We start from the raw sequence: 15,776 nt of genomic DNA, 5'->3' as shown, positions 1-15,776 counted from the left end.
CGCTTGTCACCGGCAGAGCTGAGCAACGCTGTTGCAGTAATAAGCATAGGGGCGCGAAACCCATGTTCAGCTCGACGTGGCGCTGTGGCTTAACCGTCCTGTTGATTATGACGCCTCAGGCTTGGCATGCCATATTTTGTCGGTAAACGGATTGCGAGGTGCGCCACGGTGCGCCTCCCGGTCAATTTCCTTGCGGCGCAGGAGCGTTGTGAATTATTAGCGGGCTCAAAAGCAACGCGCTGTGGCTTCGTGTAGATAGGCACGAAACTGAACGCGCGCACAGAGGGGCTGCCCGCTAATCGGGAGCATCGAGACAACTCCTGATGGCAAGCCTACTCAAGCAGGCAAAACGTGGTTTCCGGCGGCGAAGCGATGCGCTTTTGCATAGTGCCGTGCATTCCTCGCCGCCATGGGTGCGGTCGCGGTTTGCGCCGGCGCTTTGCTATGCAGAGATGTTGCTGATCGATTACGGGTTCATTCGATCGGTCTACAACAACCGACACCGCATCCTGCCTGACGTTTGGCGGTCGGCTCAGCCTGCTCCACATCACATAGCGCGTGCCGCTGGGCGCGGCGTGAAAACAGTCATCAATCTTCGCGGCGAAGAGCAAACCTACGGTACGCGGTGGCTCGAGGAGCGCGCTTGCGAGCGGAATGGCCTTGCGCTCGTGAATTTGCGATTGAGATCGCGCGCTGCGCCGACGCGCGCGGAATTCCAATCGATCAAAAACGTCCTGGAAACCGTTCAGTTTCCGATTTTGATCCATTGCAAATCCGGTGCTGATCGCGCCGGGCTTATGGCGGTCATGGTCGCGCATCTGCATGGCGGGCAGCCGATACGGCAGGCGATGAAGCAGCTGTCTCTGCGCTATGGCCATGTTCGCAGCGCCGATACCGGCGTGATCGATGCCGTTTTCGAGCACTACCTGGAAGCGGAGGCCAAAACAGGGATCGGCTTCTGGGACTGGGTGCAGACCGTATACGACGCACGAGAAGTCAGCAGCACGTTCAAGGCGCGTGGCTGGGCCAATCGCCTCGTCAATGGAATTCTCCGTCGCGAGTAAAGGGCCAGTCGCTCGTTAGCTTGCGAGCTTGGCCTGCGCGCCCGTGGTCGACCGGCTGAGGCGGGCGTACGAACCATTGTTGGCGATCAATTCGGAGTGCCGGCCGCGCTCGATGATATGGCCGCCTTCCATCACGCAGATCATATCGGCATTCTGAATGGTGGAAAGCCGATGCGCGATCACGAGAGTGGTTCGGGTCCGCGTGAACTTTGCCAGCGCCTCCTGCACCAGCTGCTCGCTTTCATTGTCGAGCGCGCTCGTCGCCTCATCGAGAAGCAGGATCGGGGCGTCCTTCAAGATCGCGCGCGCAAGAGCGATGCGCTGTCGCTGGCCACCGGACAGGCGGCTGCCACGGTCGCCAATCACGGTTTTATATCCGTTTGGAAGCGCGAGAATGAAGTCATGGGCGGCGGCTGCTTTGGCGGCTTCGACGATTTCTGCATCGGTGGCATCGAGCCGTCCCAGCCTGATGTTGGCCGCGATGGTGTCGTCGAAGAGGGTTATGTCCTGGCTGACGATGGCGATGTGATCGCGGAGCGATTTCAGCGTCACCTGTCTGACGTCCTGGCCGTCGATCAGGATCTGGCCTTCCGTCGCGTCAAAAAGGCGGGGCACGAGGTTGATGATCGTCGATTTGCCCGCGCCGGAGCGCCCGACGAACGCCACCGTCGATCCGCCAGGAACCTCGAGCGTGAATTCGTGAACGGCGCGCTCTTCTGATGTCTTGTCATAGGCGAACGAGACGGCCCGGAAACTGATGTGGCCGTTCGAGACCGCAAGTTTGCCGGCGCCGGGCGCGTCGGCGATCGTCGGGATCTCATCGAGCAGGCCGTAGTAGCTTTCGGCGGCGGCGAGGCCTTCCTGCAATCGGCCAGCGAGGTTGCCGAGCGCGCGGATCGGCTGGGACGCCATCAGCAACGCAGTGATGAAGCCCATGAAGTCGCCGACGGTCGAGATGCCGTGGGAAATTCGCATGTAGGCAAAGCCGACGACGCCGGCGATCGCCACGCCTGCGAGAACTTCGAGAATCGGATCCATGCGCGCCCGCGTTTTCACCGACTTCATGCGCAGCGAGTAAATCTGCTCGAACATGGCATCGAGGCGATCGGCGGCGTAGTTTTCGAGCTGGAATGATTTGATGAGGCGCGCGCCGGACAGCTTCTCGGTGAGAAGCGAGGTCATGTCGCCAAGCCCGCTCTGAGTTTGCTTGGCGACGCGGCGAAGACGCTGGCTGATCGATGCAACCGGTAGCGCGGCGAGCGGATACACGCCAAGCACGATCAGCGTCATCTGCCAGTCGAGATAAATCATCGCGATGAGAAGCGCGATGACCGAGAAGGTGTCGCGGAAGATCGAATTCAGAGAAGCGGTCATCGCGGCTTGAATGAAGCCGATGTCGTTCGTCAGCCGCGACATCAGACGGCCCGGTGTCTCGCGCGAGAGGCGGGCAAAATCGGCGCTAATCAGATGGCGGAAGCCCACCTTCTGCATGTCGGATGTCATGCGGAGGATGAAGTTGCTGGTCGCGATCGCCTGGAAATAGAGCAGGAACGCGCGGGCAACCGTAATGGCGATAATTGCCGTCAGAACGAACGGCAGCGCTCCCGGCTTGCCGCCCATCAGCAGGTCGAATGATTTCTTGATGATGCCGGGGTAGCCGCCCGTTACGGCCGCAAGGCACGTGGTCAGCAGCAGGGTCCAGGCGAGCTGCCAGCGTCGCGGCCAAACCCAGTCACGGACGAAACGCGCAAGAAGCGCGCGCGACGCAGCGTCGAGCCGTAGCTTCGGCCGGGGCCGTTTTTCGGATTTATTCAGAAGGTCCTTCACGTGGCCGATGTCGCCGGTTGCGAGAAGTCGAGCATACGGTGCAGCGGCACGACGAAGTAGCGCATCATGGCGTTGTCGACCGAGCGCTGAGCAGCGTTTTTCCAGGCAGCGTAAGCCGATGAATAGTCCGGGAAAATTCCCACGACATCGAGGCTGTCAGGTTGGCGGAACTCGTGACTGTCGAGGGTCTTCAGTTCACCGCCGAAAACGAGGTGTAGCGACTGCGGCGCAGAGGTGGACGAAGATGCGGTCTTGGTCATGGACGACGGTCTACTCCGGAGTTTTATTGCGTAGCTTGCAAAGAGACCGCGCCATTTATGGGCCGTCAACGGCGCAAAACCGCCCTTCCGTTGGGGCAAGGACGAGTTTCGGCGGTAAGCCTTTGTTTACGCTATTTCTTAAGTCGATCGGAAGAACAATCTGATAGTCTTCCACGTAATTGCCCGTTCAAGCGGCTCGAAGACGTCAACAGTGAGTGCTCAGCGCGGCCCGAGGTTGTCCCTCCTCGGGCTGCGTTGTTGTTTTGGGCCTCAATTGAGGCCCGCGAACCAGGAAAGCGCCATATCCGCTACGAGGCCTAGGAAGAGCGCCAGCCCCACGTCGCGATTCGACTTGAACCGCCAAAGGCAATTGGTGGAATTGTCGATGTCCAGTGTCGCCACCTGCCAGGACATTTGAAGAAATACCAGGACGACGGCGAGGAAGTATACGAGATGGGCCCCGGCTAGCGCGCCCGCGATGAGCCACATGACGCCCGCGAGCGCATACATGCCACCAACAAACGACACCGTATCCTCGCCGAATTTGAGCGCCGTAGAGCCTAGACCCAGAAGGACGTCATCTTCCTTGTCCTGGTGGGCGTAGATCGTGTCGTAGCCAACCGTCCAGAATACGCAGCCGGCGTAAAGAGCCAGGGGCGAAAGCCCGATGGAGCCCTTAATTGCCGCCCACCCGACGAGCGCGCCCCAATTGAACGCCAGGCCGAGCACGATCTGAGGATAGGAAGTGACGCGCTTGGCGAAGGGATAGACAGCTACGATGAGCAGCGACGCAATCGCTAGCCAGATGGTGAAGCTATTGAAGTTGATAAGCACGAGGAGCCCGATCAAAGCGGTCACGACCACGAAGCCGAGCGCGGCGCCGGGTGTAACTTGGCCTGCAGGAAGTGGTCGTCCGACCGTTCGCTGGACGCGGGCGTCGAAGTCGCGATCGACGTAGTCGTTATAGGCGCAGCCGGATGCGCGCATTGCCATAGCGCCGATGGCGAAGAGGATAAGGTAAAAAAAGTTGGGGTAATGCTCGGCCGAGTTGACCTGTGCGAGACACATCGACCACCAGCAGGGGAAGAGCAGGAGCCACGTGCCGATGGGGCGGTCGAAGCGGCCAAGCCGCAGATAGGGTTGCAAGGCAAGCGGAGCCCAGCGGTCGACCCAGTTCGACGGGGCGGCATCGGCGATGCTCTGAGCAGGCTTGGGCAATATGTCGGCACCCATCATGATGACCTATTTCATTGTTCGCAGAGACCTATCCGGCCATGCTTTCTGAAGCAATAAGATCAGCCGGTCAGGAAATTAGGGCAGAGGGTTTGACTGTCTACCGGGCTTCGCTAAAGACGCCGGATGGCCATACGCGACTTGACCTCAGAACGTTTGTTTGTTGACGGGGACCTTGGGGAGGGTCGGCGCGTCGATCTGGCACCTCCCCAGGCGCACTATCTGACGGCCGTCCTTCGCCTCCGGCTCGGGTCCAAACTCCTGGTTTTCAACGGCCGGGACGGCGAGTGGGTTGCGACACTTGCCGAGACCCACAAACGTGGCGGCTCGCTCGACATCGGCGATCGGGTCCGTGCGCAGGAGCCCGGGCCGGACGTTGACTATCTCTTTGCACCGCTCAAACGCACCCGGCTCGACTATGTCGTTCAGAAAGCGACGGAGATGGGGGTGGCGCGCCTCCGCCCCGTGATCACCGAACGGACGATTGCGGAGAGGGTTAACAGCGAGCGGATGCGCGCCAATGTCATCGAGGCGGCCGAGCAATGCGGCATTCTCCGGGTGCCCGATGTCGAGGCCCCGCACAAGCTCGACGATGTGCTCGACGGATGGAACGCTCAGAGGCGAATTATCTATTGCGACGAGGAGGAGCAGAAAGCCGATCCGATCGCTACCCTGCAGAATATGGAGCCTGGTCCATTGGCGGTGCTGCTCGGGCCGGAAGGGGGTTTTTCAACTAGGGAACGGGATCGTCTGATCCGGCAACCGTTCGTGGTGCCGATTTCGCTCGGCCCGCGAATCATGCGCGCCGATACCGCCGCGGTCGCCATCCTCGCCCTCGTCAACGCGACGCTTGGCGACTGGCGGCGGCCCTGACCGCAGTTGCCGCCCTATTGCCGTAACCGCTGCTCCTCGTCATAAGGCTCAGGCCGCGGGCGCTGCCTCGCGTCGAATTGGGAAGGCTGGCCGCTCGGCATGTCGACACGGGAACAAGGTGCTGCAAGCGCATCAATCGAGTCGCGCGACGACCTCGTGCGGTGGATCGCTGCCGGCGAAAAGCCGAAAGCCGATTGGCGCATTGGCACCGAGCACGAAAAATTCGTGTTCCGCACCGTCACGCTGGATCCGGTACCCTATGGCGGTCCGGATGGAATACGCGCGCTCATGGAGAAGCTTATCGCGCGCTACGGCTGGGTCGCCATCAACGAAGGCGAAAACGTCATCGCCCTGAAACGTCCGGAGGGCGAGAAGGGCGGCACGATCAGCCTCGAACCCGGCGGACAATTCGAGCTTTCCGGCGAACCGCTGGAAACATTACATCAGACGGCCGCCGAGACCGACGAGCACCTGCGCGAAGTTCTCAGCGTCGGCGAAGGTCTAGCCATTGGATTTCTTGGCGTCGGGTTCTCGCCTAAGTGGCGTCTCGATCAGATCCCGCACATGCCGAAGAAGCGTTACCAAGTCATGACGCGGTATATGCCGACCGTCGGCAGCCGCGGGCTCGACATGATGTACCGCACGGCGACCATCCAGGTAAATGTGGACTTCGCGTCCGAAGCCGACATGGTGAAGAAGCTCCGCGTGTCGCTGGCGCTGCAACCTATCGCAACCGCGCTGTTTGCCTCGTCACCCTTCACGGAAGGCCGACCGAACGGCTTTCAATCGATGCGCAGCGAGGTCTGGCTCGATACCGACAAGCGGCGCACGGGCATGCTTCCGTTCGCGTTCGAGGACGGCATGGGCTATGAGCGCTACGTCGATTACGCGCTCGATGTGCCCATGTATTTCGTCTATCGGGATGGCAATTACATCGATGTTGCCGGAGCATCGTTTCGCGAGTTCATGTCGGGACGCCTCAAGGGCTTCGAGGGGCAATTGCCGACCATCGATGACTGGTCGGATCACCTCACCACGCTTTTTCCTGAAGTCCGCCTCAAACGCTTTCTAGAAATGCGCGGAGCCGATGGCGGTCGCTGGGGGACGATCACGGCTCTTCCCGCGTTCTGGGTCGGCATCCTTTATGACGAAGAAGCCCTCGACCAAGCTTGGCAGCTCGTACGCGATTGGACGGCGTCGGAGCGTGACGAACTTCGGGCTGCCGTTCCGAAAACGGCGCTGGCGACGCCGTTCCGAAACACGAGCGTGCGAAATATTGCCCGCCAAGTCCTGCGCATCTCCCGTCTCGGACTTAAAAATCGCGAGCGCATCAACGCGAAGAACCAGGACGAAACGATTTATTTGGCCCCGCTTGAGAAGATCGCGGGCAATGGCCACACGGTATCGGACGAGCTGCTGCGGCGCTATTCGGGGGAGTGGCACGGCAACATTGATCATATCTTTGAACAGTTTGCGTTCTGATCTGCTGCTGGATTCCGCCTGCGGGTCACCCTCGGTTCAGCCCACGTTCAGGCTTTTGGCACTAGCTTCCCGCGTTTGCTCAGGCTCAGCCGCCCAGCACCACAATCCGGTATGAGGAGGCGGTACGTGTCTCTGACTGCATTTGCGTCGACGAGAATTTGGGGAATGGCGTTCGCTGCCTTCCTCGCCGTCCTCGCTATGTCGGCGGGGGCAGCACAGGCCGATCCGTGCGCCGACTCGTGCCGATCGCAGCACAACGGCTGCCGCATGGCCGCCAAGCTTTTGTATTCGGCGCGGTGCGATGCGCAACTGCAGTCCTGCATCAGCCAGTGTTTCGCTGCCGGGCGGTTCTCGCGGGAACGCGAAGGGCGCGATCACCGTGGTGAGTTCGGCGATCGGCGGGACATGCGCCCGCCCGTCGACATGCGCGGTCCTCCCGAAGGTCGGGTTCCGCCGGAAATGCACGGGCCCCCGCGGGACTTCCGCGGTCCTGGCCAGCGTTGGCTCGGTGGTCCTGGAGGGTTTGAGCGTCGCGGACCGTAACGACCGATGATCGCTCCGGTCTCGTAAGCGCATATTGCCGGTTGCGAAGACACGTGCCAGGATGATTAACGCTGTTGAGCAGCGGGTTGGTGGAGCGTTTCCGACGCGCATTCAGCGCAGCTCAACCACCACCCAAGGTTTCGAATTTGGAGAGCGAATACGATGCCGCATATCGAGCTGCCTGAGCCCGATGCCGGCGTCATCAGGCGTCTGCCGATCCTGATCGAGGGCCTAAAGGCGCGGGTCGGCCAAGATCTGCTCATCGTCGATGAGGAGGGGCGCCGGGCGTACGAATCGGATGCTTTCACCGCGTATCGGCGGGTGCCCATGCTGGTCGTGCTGCCGCGCACGACGGAAGAAGTTTCCAAGATCCTCAAGTATTGCCACGAGAACGATATCAAGGTCGTCCCGCGTGGGGCCGGCACTTCGCTATGCGGCGGTTCGCTGCCGACAGAAGACGCGATCGTGCTTTGCATCTCGAAAATGAATCGCGTGATCGAACTCGACTACGCCAATCGCATTGCCCGCGTGGAGGCGGGAATCACAAACCTGCAGATTTCGGCGCAGGTGGCGAAGGCCGGCTTCTTCTATGCCCCCGATCCTTCATCACAGCTCGCCTGCTCGCTCGCTGGCAATATCGCGATGAACTCCGGTGGCGCGCACTGCCTGAAGTACGGCGTGACCACCCACAACGTGCTTGGCGTCAAAATGGTCCTCATCGACGGGACTGTCGTCGAGATCGGCGGATCATTGCTCGAGCGAAACGGGTATGATCTGCTGAGCTACGTAATTGGATCGGAAGGCCAGCTTGGCGTCATCACCGAGGCGACGGTGAAGCTCGTGCCATCGCCGGAAGGAGCCCGGCCGATGATGATCGGCTTTCGTTCGCCGGAAGCTGCCGGAAGCTGCGTGTCGGCGATCATCGCGGCCGGCATCATTCCCGTGGCGATCGAATACATGGACCGGGCGGCGATCGAAGTGTGCGAGGCGTTCGCCGGCGCGGGCTATCCGCTCGACGTCGAGGCCCTGCTCATCGTCGAGGTCGAGGGGTCGGAGAGCGAGATCGGTGTTCTCCTCGGACGGGTCGCCGAGATCGCGGCGCAGTTCGATCCCAAGACCATCAAGATCAGCGCGGACCCCGATCAGAGCGCGCGCATTTGGGCGGGGCGGAAGGCAGCATTCGGCGCGATCGGACGCGTCGCCGACTATCTGTGCATGGACGGCACTATTCCCCTGGCTCAGCTGCCGCACTGTCTCACGCGCATCAACCAAATCTGTGCAGAGTATGGGCTCAAGGTCGCCAATATATTCCACGCCGGGGACGGCAATCTGCATCCGCTAATCCTTTATGATGCGAACAATCCTGAAGAGGCGGAACGGGCCGAAGCCGCCGGTGAGGCTATTCTGAAGCTGTGCGTCGAGCTGGGCGGCTGTCTTACGGGTGAGCATGGCGTCGGCATCGAAAAGCGCGAACTGATGACGACGCAGTTCACGCCGACGGATCTTGCTGTGCAGATGCGGATCAAGACGGTGTTCGACCCGACGTGGCGCCTCAATCAGGCGAAAGTCTTTCCGCTCGCCTTCACGGACGCGATGCGGGCAGGAAACGCTGCCAGCACGCCAGAAGCCGCCTAGGAGAATACGCGACGTGAGCGAACTTTGGCGTCCCGCAGCCGAGTGGGAGTTGCAGTCCATGATCGCCAAGCTCGCGCGCGACAAACGCGCGATCGAGGTCGTCGGGCATGGCGCTCTTCGTAATGCCGGACGTTCCGCGAAAGCTGACGTCGTACTGACGACCTCGGGCCTCAAGGGGATCACGCTTTACGAGCCGACGGAACTTGTGATGTCAGCCCGCTCCGGGACGCCGCTCTATGAGATCGAGGCGGTGCTGGCGGCGCGCGGCCAAATGCTTGCGTTCGAGCCGGTAGATCTCGGGCCAACCACGGGCGCTCCCGGCGGCGCGTTGTCGATCGGTGGCGTATTCGCGACGAATTTCTCTGGATCGCGGCGGATCATCGCCGGCAGCGCTCGTGATAATCTTCTCGGCGTTCGTGCGATCAACGGCCGGGCCGAACTTTTCAAATCCGGCGGCCGCGTGATGAAGAATGTCACAGGCATTGACGTCGCGCGTGGCTTGACCGGCAGCTGGGGTACGCTTGCGGTTATTACGGAAGTGACGTTCAAGGTCGCGCCGATGCCGCAGACGATGCAGACACTGGCGTTCGGCGGACTTCCCGATGATCTCGCCGTCGAAGCTTTGAACATTGCGATGTCGACGCCACTGGAAGTTTCTGGGGCGGTGCATTTGCCGCGCAACTGTGCCGCTCGGCTTCGCACGCCTAAGCTCAAGGGCATCGACCAGCCGCTGACACTTCTGCGTCTCGAAACGTTCGCGGGCGCGATCGAGCAGCGCAAGGAAAAGCTGAAGGCTGCGCTCAAAGTCTACGGAACACCGGTGGAACTGGATTCCGAAGAGAGTTTCAGTCTGTGGAGCGAGTTCCGATCCCTTTCGGTCATGCCGTTCTCGACGGATACGGCGCTGTGGCGTATTTCGACGCTGCCCACGAAAGCAGCCGACATCGTCTTTGCGATCCAAAAGTTCATGCCGGCGGTCGCGTTCTATGATTGGGGCGGCGGCATGGTCTGGCTCGAAGTTCCAGCTGCTGCCGATGCCGGCGCCGCCGACGTGCGCCGAGCGGTGGCTGTCCGCGGCGGTCATGCAACTTTGATCCGGGCAGAACCCGAAGTTCGCGGCAACGTCGACGTCTTCGAGCCGTTGAAGCCTGAGATCGAACGATTGACTCGTGGTATCAAGTCGGCGTTCGATCCAAGCGGCCTTTTCAATCGCGGGCGCATGTACGCCAACCTCTAGACACCGAAGCCCGGCAACCTGGCGCAATGCAAACCAACTTCACGAGTGAGCAGCTTAACGATCCGGATGTGAAGGAAGCCGAGCGCATTCTTCGCCGCTGCGTTCATTGCGGTTTTTGTACCGCCACCTGTCCGACATACGTCGTGCTCGGGGACGAACGCGACAGCCCGCGCGGCCGCATCTATGCGATCAAAGACATGCTGGAGAAGGGGCTCGACGCGAAGCCCGAAGTGTCGAAGCACATCGATCGTTGCCTCTCGTGTTTTTCGTGCATGACGACGTGTCCTTCCGGCGTCGACTACATGCATCTGGTCGAAGTGGCGCGAAAGCATATCGAGAAAACTGGGCATCGAAGCCTGAAGGACAGGCTCATTCGCCGTGCGCTAACTGAGATCGTCCCTTATCCGCGCCGGTTTCGGTGGATGCTGAGGGTCGCTCCACTCGGAAGGCGAATGGCGCCCACACTGCGGGCGCTGAAATTTCCCGAGCTTGCAGCGATGGCCGAATTGGCGCCCCTCAATGGCGTGCATTCCGGGCGCTTCAAAGGCCCGGGTACGGCCTCGCCGACCGGCGTGCGCACGGGTCGCGTCATCATGCTGGCGGGTTGCGCGCAGCAGGTGCTGCGGCCGGAAATCAACGACGCGACGATCCGGCTTTTCGCCCGTGGCGGCGTGGATGTGGTGGTTTCGGCCGGTGCCGGATGCTGTGGGGCGCTCAGTCAGCACATAGGGTATGAGGACAAGGCGATCGCGGCGGCGAAGGTAAATGTCGACGCCTGGAGCAAGGAGATCGCCAAGGGCGGAATTGACGCGATCATCATCAATACGTCGGGATGCGGAACGACGGTCAAAGATTATGGTCATCTTCTCAAGCATGAGCCCGACTATGCCGAGCGCGCCAAGACCATTTCCTCGCTAGCCAAGGATGTCACCGAGTTCCTGGATCAGTACGACATCGGCGCCCCGAAACGGTGGTCCAGCCTCAAGGTTGCCTACCATGCCGCCTGCTCGCTTCAGCATGGGCAAAGGGTTACCGCGCCGCCCAAGGCGCTGCTGAAGAAGGCCGGCTTTACCGTACTCGACGTACCAGAGGCGCATCTGTGTTGCGGATCGGCAGGCATCTACAATATCGTGCAGCCCGAGATCGCCAGCGCTCTTCGCGACCGCAAGGCCGCGAACATCAAGTCATTGAAGCCGGATGTGGTGGCGGCCGGAAACATCGGCTGCATCACGCAGTTGGCAACAGCGCTCGAGATTCCCGTCGTTCATACGATCGAGCTTCTCGATTGGGCGCATGGCGGGCCGGTGCCGCCGGGCATCGAGCATCTCGAGAAGTATTCGACTGACGTTCCGCAGCCGAAGCACAGCGTTGAGGATTATATCGGGGCATGAGTACGAGTATCGCATCCGAAGGCACCAAATCGCGCGCCCTTCTCAGCGACAAGATCAAAGCGCACATTCGCGGCAAAGCAAAGCCTGTGGGCTCGCTCGGCCGCCTTGAAGAGCTTGCCGTCCAAATTGGATTGATAGCGGGCACCACGACGCCGGATCTCGGCGAAGCGCGGATCATGGTCTTCGCCGGTGACCACGGCATTACGGCAGAGGGTGTGACAGCCTATCCTTCCGTCGTTTCCGGAGAGATCGCAAAGTTGGTTCTTGCCGGCAGCGCTGGCGTCAACGTCCTGGCGCGCGCCTCGGGTGTCCGTGTCGAGCTTGTCGACGCTGGATTGCTGGCGCCGCTTCCTCACCATGAGGCGATGATCGACTATCGGGTCGGGCCAGGCACCAGAAATGCGCGCCGCGAACCGGCCATGTCCGTCGAGCAATGTAAGGCCGCGATCGATGCGGGCCGAGCACTCGACGCGCGGCTCGGTGAGTCGAACATCGGCATCGTCGGTTACGGCGAGATCGGCATCGGCAACACCAGCGCGGCATCTGTCATCGCGCACTCACTCACGGGGATCGACCTCAGAACGCTCGTCGGTCCTGGCGCTGGCGCACCTGCGCTCGGTTTGGAACACAAGTACGAAGTGCTGAGGGAAACACTTGCTCGCGCTGCGATCGGACCTTCGACCGAAGCCGGGCGTACCTTTGAAGTTCTGCGCCAATTCGGCGGCTTCGAAATCGTGATGATGGCCGGTGCGATGACGGCTGCTGCCGCAGCAGGACGCGTCATTGTTGTCGACGGGTTCATTTCCACGGCTGGCGCCATCGCAGCAGAGGCGCTGCATCCTGGAACGCTCGACAATTGCGTGTTTGCGCATTGCTCGGCCGAGCCGGGTCACGCCGCGCTTCTGCATCATCTGCGCGTGCAGCCGCTGCTCGAGCTGCAGATGCGGCTGGGCGAAGGAACCGGTGCGGCTCTCGCTATCCCGATTGTGCGGGCCGCCGAATTGATGCTGCGCGAGATGGCGGATCTGCCGGGTGAACATCCGGCATGATCGCGTATGAGATGAGGCTCTTCCTCATCGCGCTGCAATTCCTGACGCGCATTCGTATCAAGCGGATTGAGCCCTTCCCCGAAGACTGGCTGCCGCGATGTGCGAAATATATGCCGCTGGTCGGTGCACTCATTGGCGGGGCTACTGGCGTGGTTATAGCGGTTGCTGCAGCCGTGTTTCCAGCGCCGGTGCCGATCGTGATCGGCCTCATTGCCTCCGTACTATTAACCGGCGCCCTGCACGAAGACGGCTTAGCGGATACGGCGGACGCGTTGGGCGGCGGCGCAGACCGCGAACGCTGCCTGCAAATCATGAAAGACAGTCGTATCGGGACTTACGGCGTGCTCGCGATCGTCGCGGTTCTTGCGTTGAAGGCAACCTCTCTCGACGCGATCGGTCCGGTAGCGAACATTGGTGTTTTGATTGCGGCCTATACCGGCGGACGGCTCGCCGCCGTTCTAGCGATGACGGCTCTCCCCTACGCTGGCGGCGACAACGTCAAGGTCAGTCGCTCGCCCGTACGCATGAGGGGGATGGAACTCGTCCTGGCGGTTGCATCGTTTTTTGCGATGGGTTTGGTCGTGATGAACGCTGGAATTTTCGCCGCTTCGACGGTTGCCGCATTCGTGCCTGCGGCAGGCATGGCGCTGTTCGCGCATCGAAAAATCGGCGGTTATACCGGCGATATCCTAGGTGCTGTAGAGCAAATTTACGAGGCAACCTTCATTGCGATGGCAGCGGCGATGATCGCCGGGCCAGGTTGAATTTCGCAGGCGCGAACGGTTCGGAGCGCGGGGCGTACGGGTACCGCTATCGGTTTTCTTGAACGATAGCTGCGACGGTGCGATGGTTCTGTCATCGGGATAGGGTTTATTCGCAACGCCCGGTTTGTTTTGCGTAGGCGACGGCGAAATGGCGAGCAGCGTTCCTTTGAATGCGGGACACGCCAAGCAGCGGGCAGGATTGCTCCGCGGCTCGCCTTTCATTGTCGAAGTCTTCGATGGCGCCGACGATGTGCTGGCCGCTCTCGAAGTCATAGAGAGAGATCTCGTTTTCACCGCGTTTCAATCGCTCGATTGGCTGACTGTCCTTTACGAAGAACTCGCGACCGGATCTGGCGCGATACCCTGCCTCGTGGTCGTGACTGATCGGGGAAGTGGTAAGGTCGTAATTGCGTTGCCACTGGCGATCGGGCGCGAGGGCTTGCTACGGGTGGCGAGCTTTCCAGATTTCGGTGTATCGGATTACGGCGCACCGTTGCTCGGTTTCATGCCGTCCGCCAGCCCCAGCATGATCCGCCGCGCTTGGCGTTCAATCCGAAACGCGTTGCGCGATGTCGATCTCATTCGTCTGAAGCGAATGCCGGAAAAAATCGGCGATCGCGACAACCCGCTCATCGCGTTTTTCGGATGCACACCGGCGCAAGAGGCGGGACATCAGCTCGTCGTCGATCAGGGCTTTGACAGATATCTGGACAGTATCGGCAAGAAGTATCGCAAGGACTACGAGCGTTGCCATCGCCTTTGGCAGAGCGGGGGCCGCGCGCGCCTTTATCGCGCCACGACCGCCGATGAGATCGCGCGAGTTTTTTCTATCATGGAAGAGCAGGAGGCGCACTGGCGCTCCGCTCACGAAGGCAGGTATCAGAATGCGGTGCCGGGCATCAGCCCGTTCTATGAGCGCATCGCCATCGATGGGTCTGACGCCGGCATCGCCGCGCTCTTTGCGCTGGAGGCCAACGGCGAGACGATTGCGACAATCCTGGGTTTGGTTCACGCCGAGACCTTCACGATGCTCCGCATCTCCACGGCAGGCGAGCGCTGGGGCAATCTTTCGCCCGGCCGGCTGATTGTGCTCGAGACGGTAAGGTCGCTGTCGGGGGAAGGCATCCGGCGCTTCGACATGGGATGCCGGTCCAATCCCCTGCCGCACGGCTTTGGATCGACGCCGGTGCCGCTCTACGACTTGGTTATTGCCCAGGACGTTGCAGCCCTGCCGGCGGCCGTCCTTCATCAATTCGGCCGCCGCGTCACCAATAGCCGCCTGAAGTCGGCTTTGCCGCGTCTTCGGGCAATGCTGCCGCCCCGTTTTTGAGCGATTTGGCCGACTTTCCTCGTACGGGTCGATCCGATATAACCCGGGCTCGCGCGCCGGACGCCCGAAAAGGTGTCTCGGCAACTTTTTTATCTGCCATCAGGTTTTCCGTACCTCGTCATGTCCAAAGCGAATACCCCCACGCGCCCCGAAGCGCGCCTCGCGAAAGGCTTTCGCGATATCGAGGCGACGGAGCTGAAGGGCCTCCACGACATGACGGCGCGGATCCGAGAGGTCTACGAGCGCTATGGGTTCGAGGCGCTCGAAACACCTGCGATCGAATATACCGACGCACTCGGCAAGTTCCTGCCCGATCAGGATCGGCCGAATGCCGGGGTCTTCTCCTTCCAGGACGAAGACGAGCAATGGATGAGCCTGCGTTATGACCTGACCGCGCCGCTCGCCCGCTATGTCGCGCAGAATTTCCAGTCGCTGCCGAAGCCGTTTCGGCGCTACGCGTTTGGCAATGTCTATCGCAACGAAAAGCCGGGACCGGGCCGCTTCAGACAGTTCATGCAGTTCGACGCCGATACGGTCGGAGCCGAGAGCGTCGCCGCGGATGCGGAGATGTGCATGCTCGCGGCGGACACGCTCGAAGCGCTGGGCGTCAAGCGCGGCGATTACGTGATCAAGGTGAGCAGCCGTAAGCTGCTGGACGGCTTGCTCAGTACAATTGGTCTAGCCGGCGATGAAAGCGCAGGACGCCGCCTCACGGTTTTGCGGGCAGTAGACAAGCTCGATCGTCTGGGCATCGAAGGCGTTTCCCAGCTGCTCGGTAAGGGGCGCAAGGACGATAGCGGCGACTTCACCAAGGGTGCGGATCTAACAGCCGCACAGGTGGCGGAGGTCATCGGATTTCTCGAAAAGCCGATCGCCGACAGTGCTGCGAATTCTGCGTTCCGCGAAGGCGCGGAAGATCTCTTGAAACTGCAGGAGATTTGCGCGTCGGCAGGGTACGAGAGCAATCGCATTCGGCTCGATCAGACGGTGGTCCGCGGTCTCGAATATTACACCGGGCCGGTGTTCGAAGCCGAGCTGACATTCGAAGTCAAAGGCGATGACGGCAAGCCGGTGCGCTTTGGCTCGGT

14 protein-coding genes are annotated in these 15,776 nt (G+C 61.1%); 11 read left to right on the top strand and 3 right to left on the bottom strand.

All coding sequences use genetic code 11. From position 1 onward, the window contains the following. The first annotated feature begins 323 nt into the window (after nt 1-323). Nucleotides 324-1,064 (top strand): sulfur transferase domain-containing protein, encoded by a 741-nt coding sequence (locus EKK30_RS04100; protein ID WP_290980684.1) that lies wholly within the window; start codon nt 324-326, stop codon nt 1,062-1,064. A 15-nt stretch (nt 1,065-1,079) separates the two neighbouring features. Here EKK30_RS04100 and EKK30_RS04095 read toward each other — a convergent pair whose 3' ends face one another. The 3 genes from EKK30_RS04095 to ubiA form a co-directional block, all read right to left on the bottom strand. Continuing rightward, nucleotides 1,080-2,891 carry an ABC transporter ATP-binding protein gene (locus EKK30_RS04095; protein WP_290980681.1) on the bottom strand — a complete coding sequence of 604 codons (1,812 nt, stop codon included), beginning with the start codon at nt 2,889-2,891 and terminating at the stop codon, nt 1,080-1,082. Next, entirely contained in the window at nt 2,888-3,151 is a 264-nt protein-coding gene (locus EKK30_RS04090; protein ID WP_290980678.1) for a DUF4170 domain-containing protein, read from the bottom strand. Before EKK30_RS04090 ends, EKK30_RS04095 begins: the two co-directional genes overlap by 4 nt. 270 nt (nt 3,152-3,421) lie before the next feature. Then, entirely contained in the window at nt 3,422-4,384 is a 963-nt protein-coding gene (gene ubiA / locus EKK30_RS04085; protein WP_290980862.1) for a 4-hydroxybenzoate octaprenyltransferase, read from the bottom strand. 126 nt (nt 4,385-4,510) lie between these two features. On the opposite strand from ubiA, the gene EKK30_RS04080 reads away from it, so the two are divergent. The 10 genes from EKK30_RS04080 to EKK30_RS04035 form a co-directional block, all read left to right on the top strand. Continuing rightward, entirely contained in the window at nt 4,511-5,257 is a 747-nt protein-coding gene (locus tag EKK30_RS04080) for a 16S rRNA (uracil(1498)-N(3))-methyltransferase (RefSeq protein WP_290980676.1), read from the top strand. 99 nt (nt 5,258-5,356) lie between these two features. Continuing rightward, on the top strand, nt 5,357-6,739 hold the full coding sequence (locus EKK30_RS04075; RefSeq protein ID WP_290980673.1) for a glutamate--cysteine ligase: 1,383 nt from the start codon (nt 5,357-5,359) through the stop codon (nt 6,737-6,739). A gap of 126 nt (nt 6,740-6,865) precedes the next feature. Next, nucleotides 6,866-7,282 (top strand): hypothetical protein, encoded by a 417-nt coding sequence (locus tag EKK30_RS04070; RefSeq protein ID WP_290980670.1) that lies wholly within the window; start codon nt 6,866-6,868, stop codon nt 7,280-7,282. Between the two features lie 162 nt (nt 7,283-7,444). Beyond that, nucleotides 7,445-8,917, top strand: a complete 1,473-nt coding sequence (locus tag EKK30_RS04065) for an FAD-linked oxidase C-terminal domain-containing protein (protein ID WP_290980667.1) — start codon at nt 7,445-7,447, stop codon at nt 8,915-8,917. Between the two features lie 13 nt (nt 8,918-8,930). Beyond that, entirely contained in the window at nt 8,931-10,154 is a 1,224-nt protein-coding gene (locus tag EKK30_RS04060) for an FAD-binding protein (RefSeq protein ID WP_290980665.1), read from the top strand. A gap of 26 nt (nt 10,155-10,180) precedes the next feature. Next, the gene (gene glcF, locus EKK30_RS04055) at nt 10,181-11,545 is read left to right on the top strand and encodes a glycolate oxidase subunit GlcF (RefSeq protein WP_290980662.1); all 1,365 of its coding nucleotides are present in this window, start codon (nt 10,181-10,183) and stop codon (nt 11,543-11,545) included. Then, a complete protein-coding gene (gene cobT / locus EKK30_RS04050) occupies nt 11,542-12,594 on the top strand; it encodes a nicotinate-nucleotide--dimethylbenzimidazole phosphoribosyltransferase (protein ID WP_290980659.1) in 1,053 nt (350 codons plus the stop codon). Before glcF ends, cobT begins: the two co-directional genes overlap by 4 nt. Continuing rightward, nucleotides 12,591-13,358 carry an adenosylcobinamide-GDP ribazoletransferase gene (gene cobS / locus EKK30_RS04045; protein WP_290980657.1) on the top strand — a complete coding sequence of 256 codons (768 nt, stop codon included), beginning with the start codon at nt 12,591-12,593 and terminating at the stop codon, nt 13,356-13,358. Before cobT ends, cobS begins: the two co-directional genes overlap by 4 nt. 148 nt (nt 13,359-13,506) lie before the next feature. Continuing rightward, nucleotides 13,507-14,688, top strand: a complete 1,182-nt coding sequence (locus EKK30_RS04040) for a GNAT family N-acetyltransferase (protein ID WP_290980652.1) — start codon at nt 13,507-13,509, stop codon at nt 14,686-14,688. 120 nt (nt 14,689-14,808) lie between these two features. Further along, nucleotides 14,809-15,776 (top strand): HisS family protein (locus EKK30_RS04035; RefSeq protein ID WP_290980859.1); only part of this gene is annotated, 968 nt, incomplete at its 3' end.

This window comes from Hyphomicrobium sp., from assembly GCF_003987855.1.
Lineage (GTDB): Bacteria > Pseudomonadota > Alphaproteobacteria > Rhizobiales > Hyphomicrobiaceae > Hyphomicrobium_B.
This window is presented reverse-complemented; position numbering and strand designations above follow the sequence as displayed.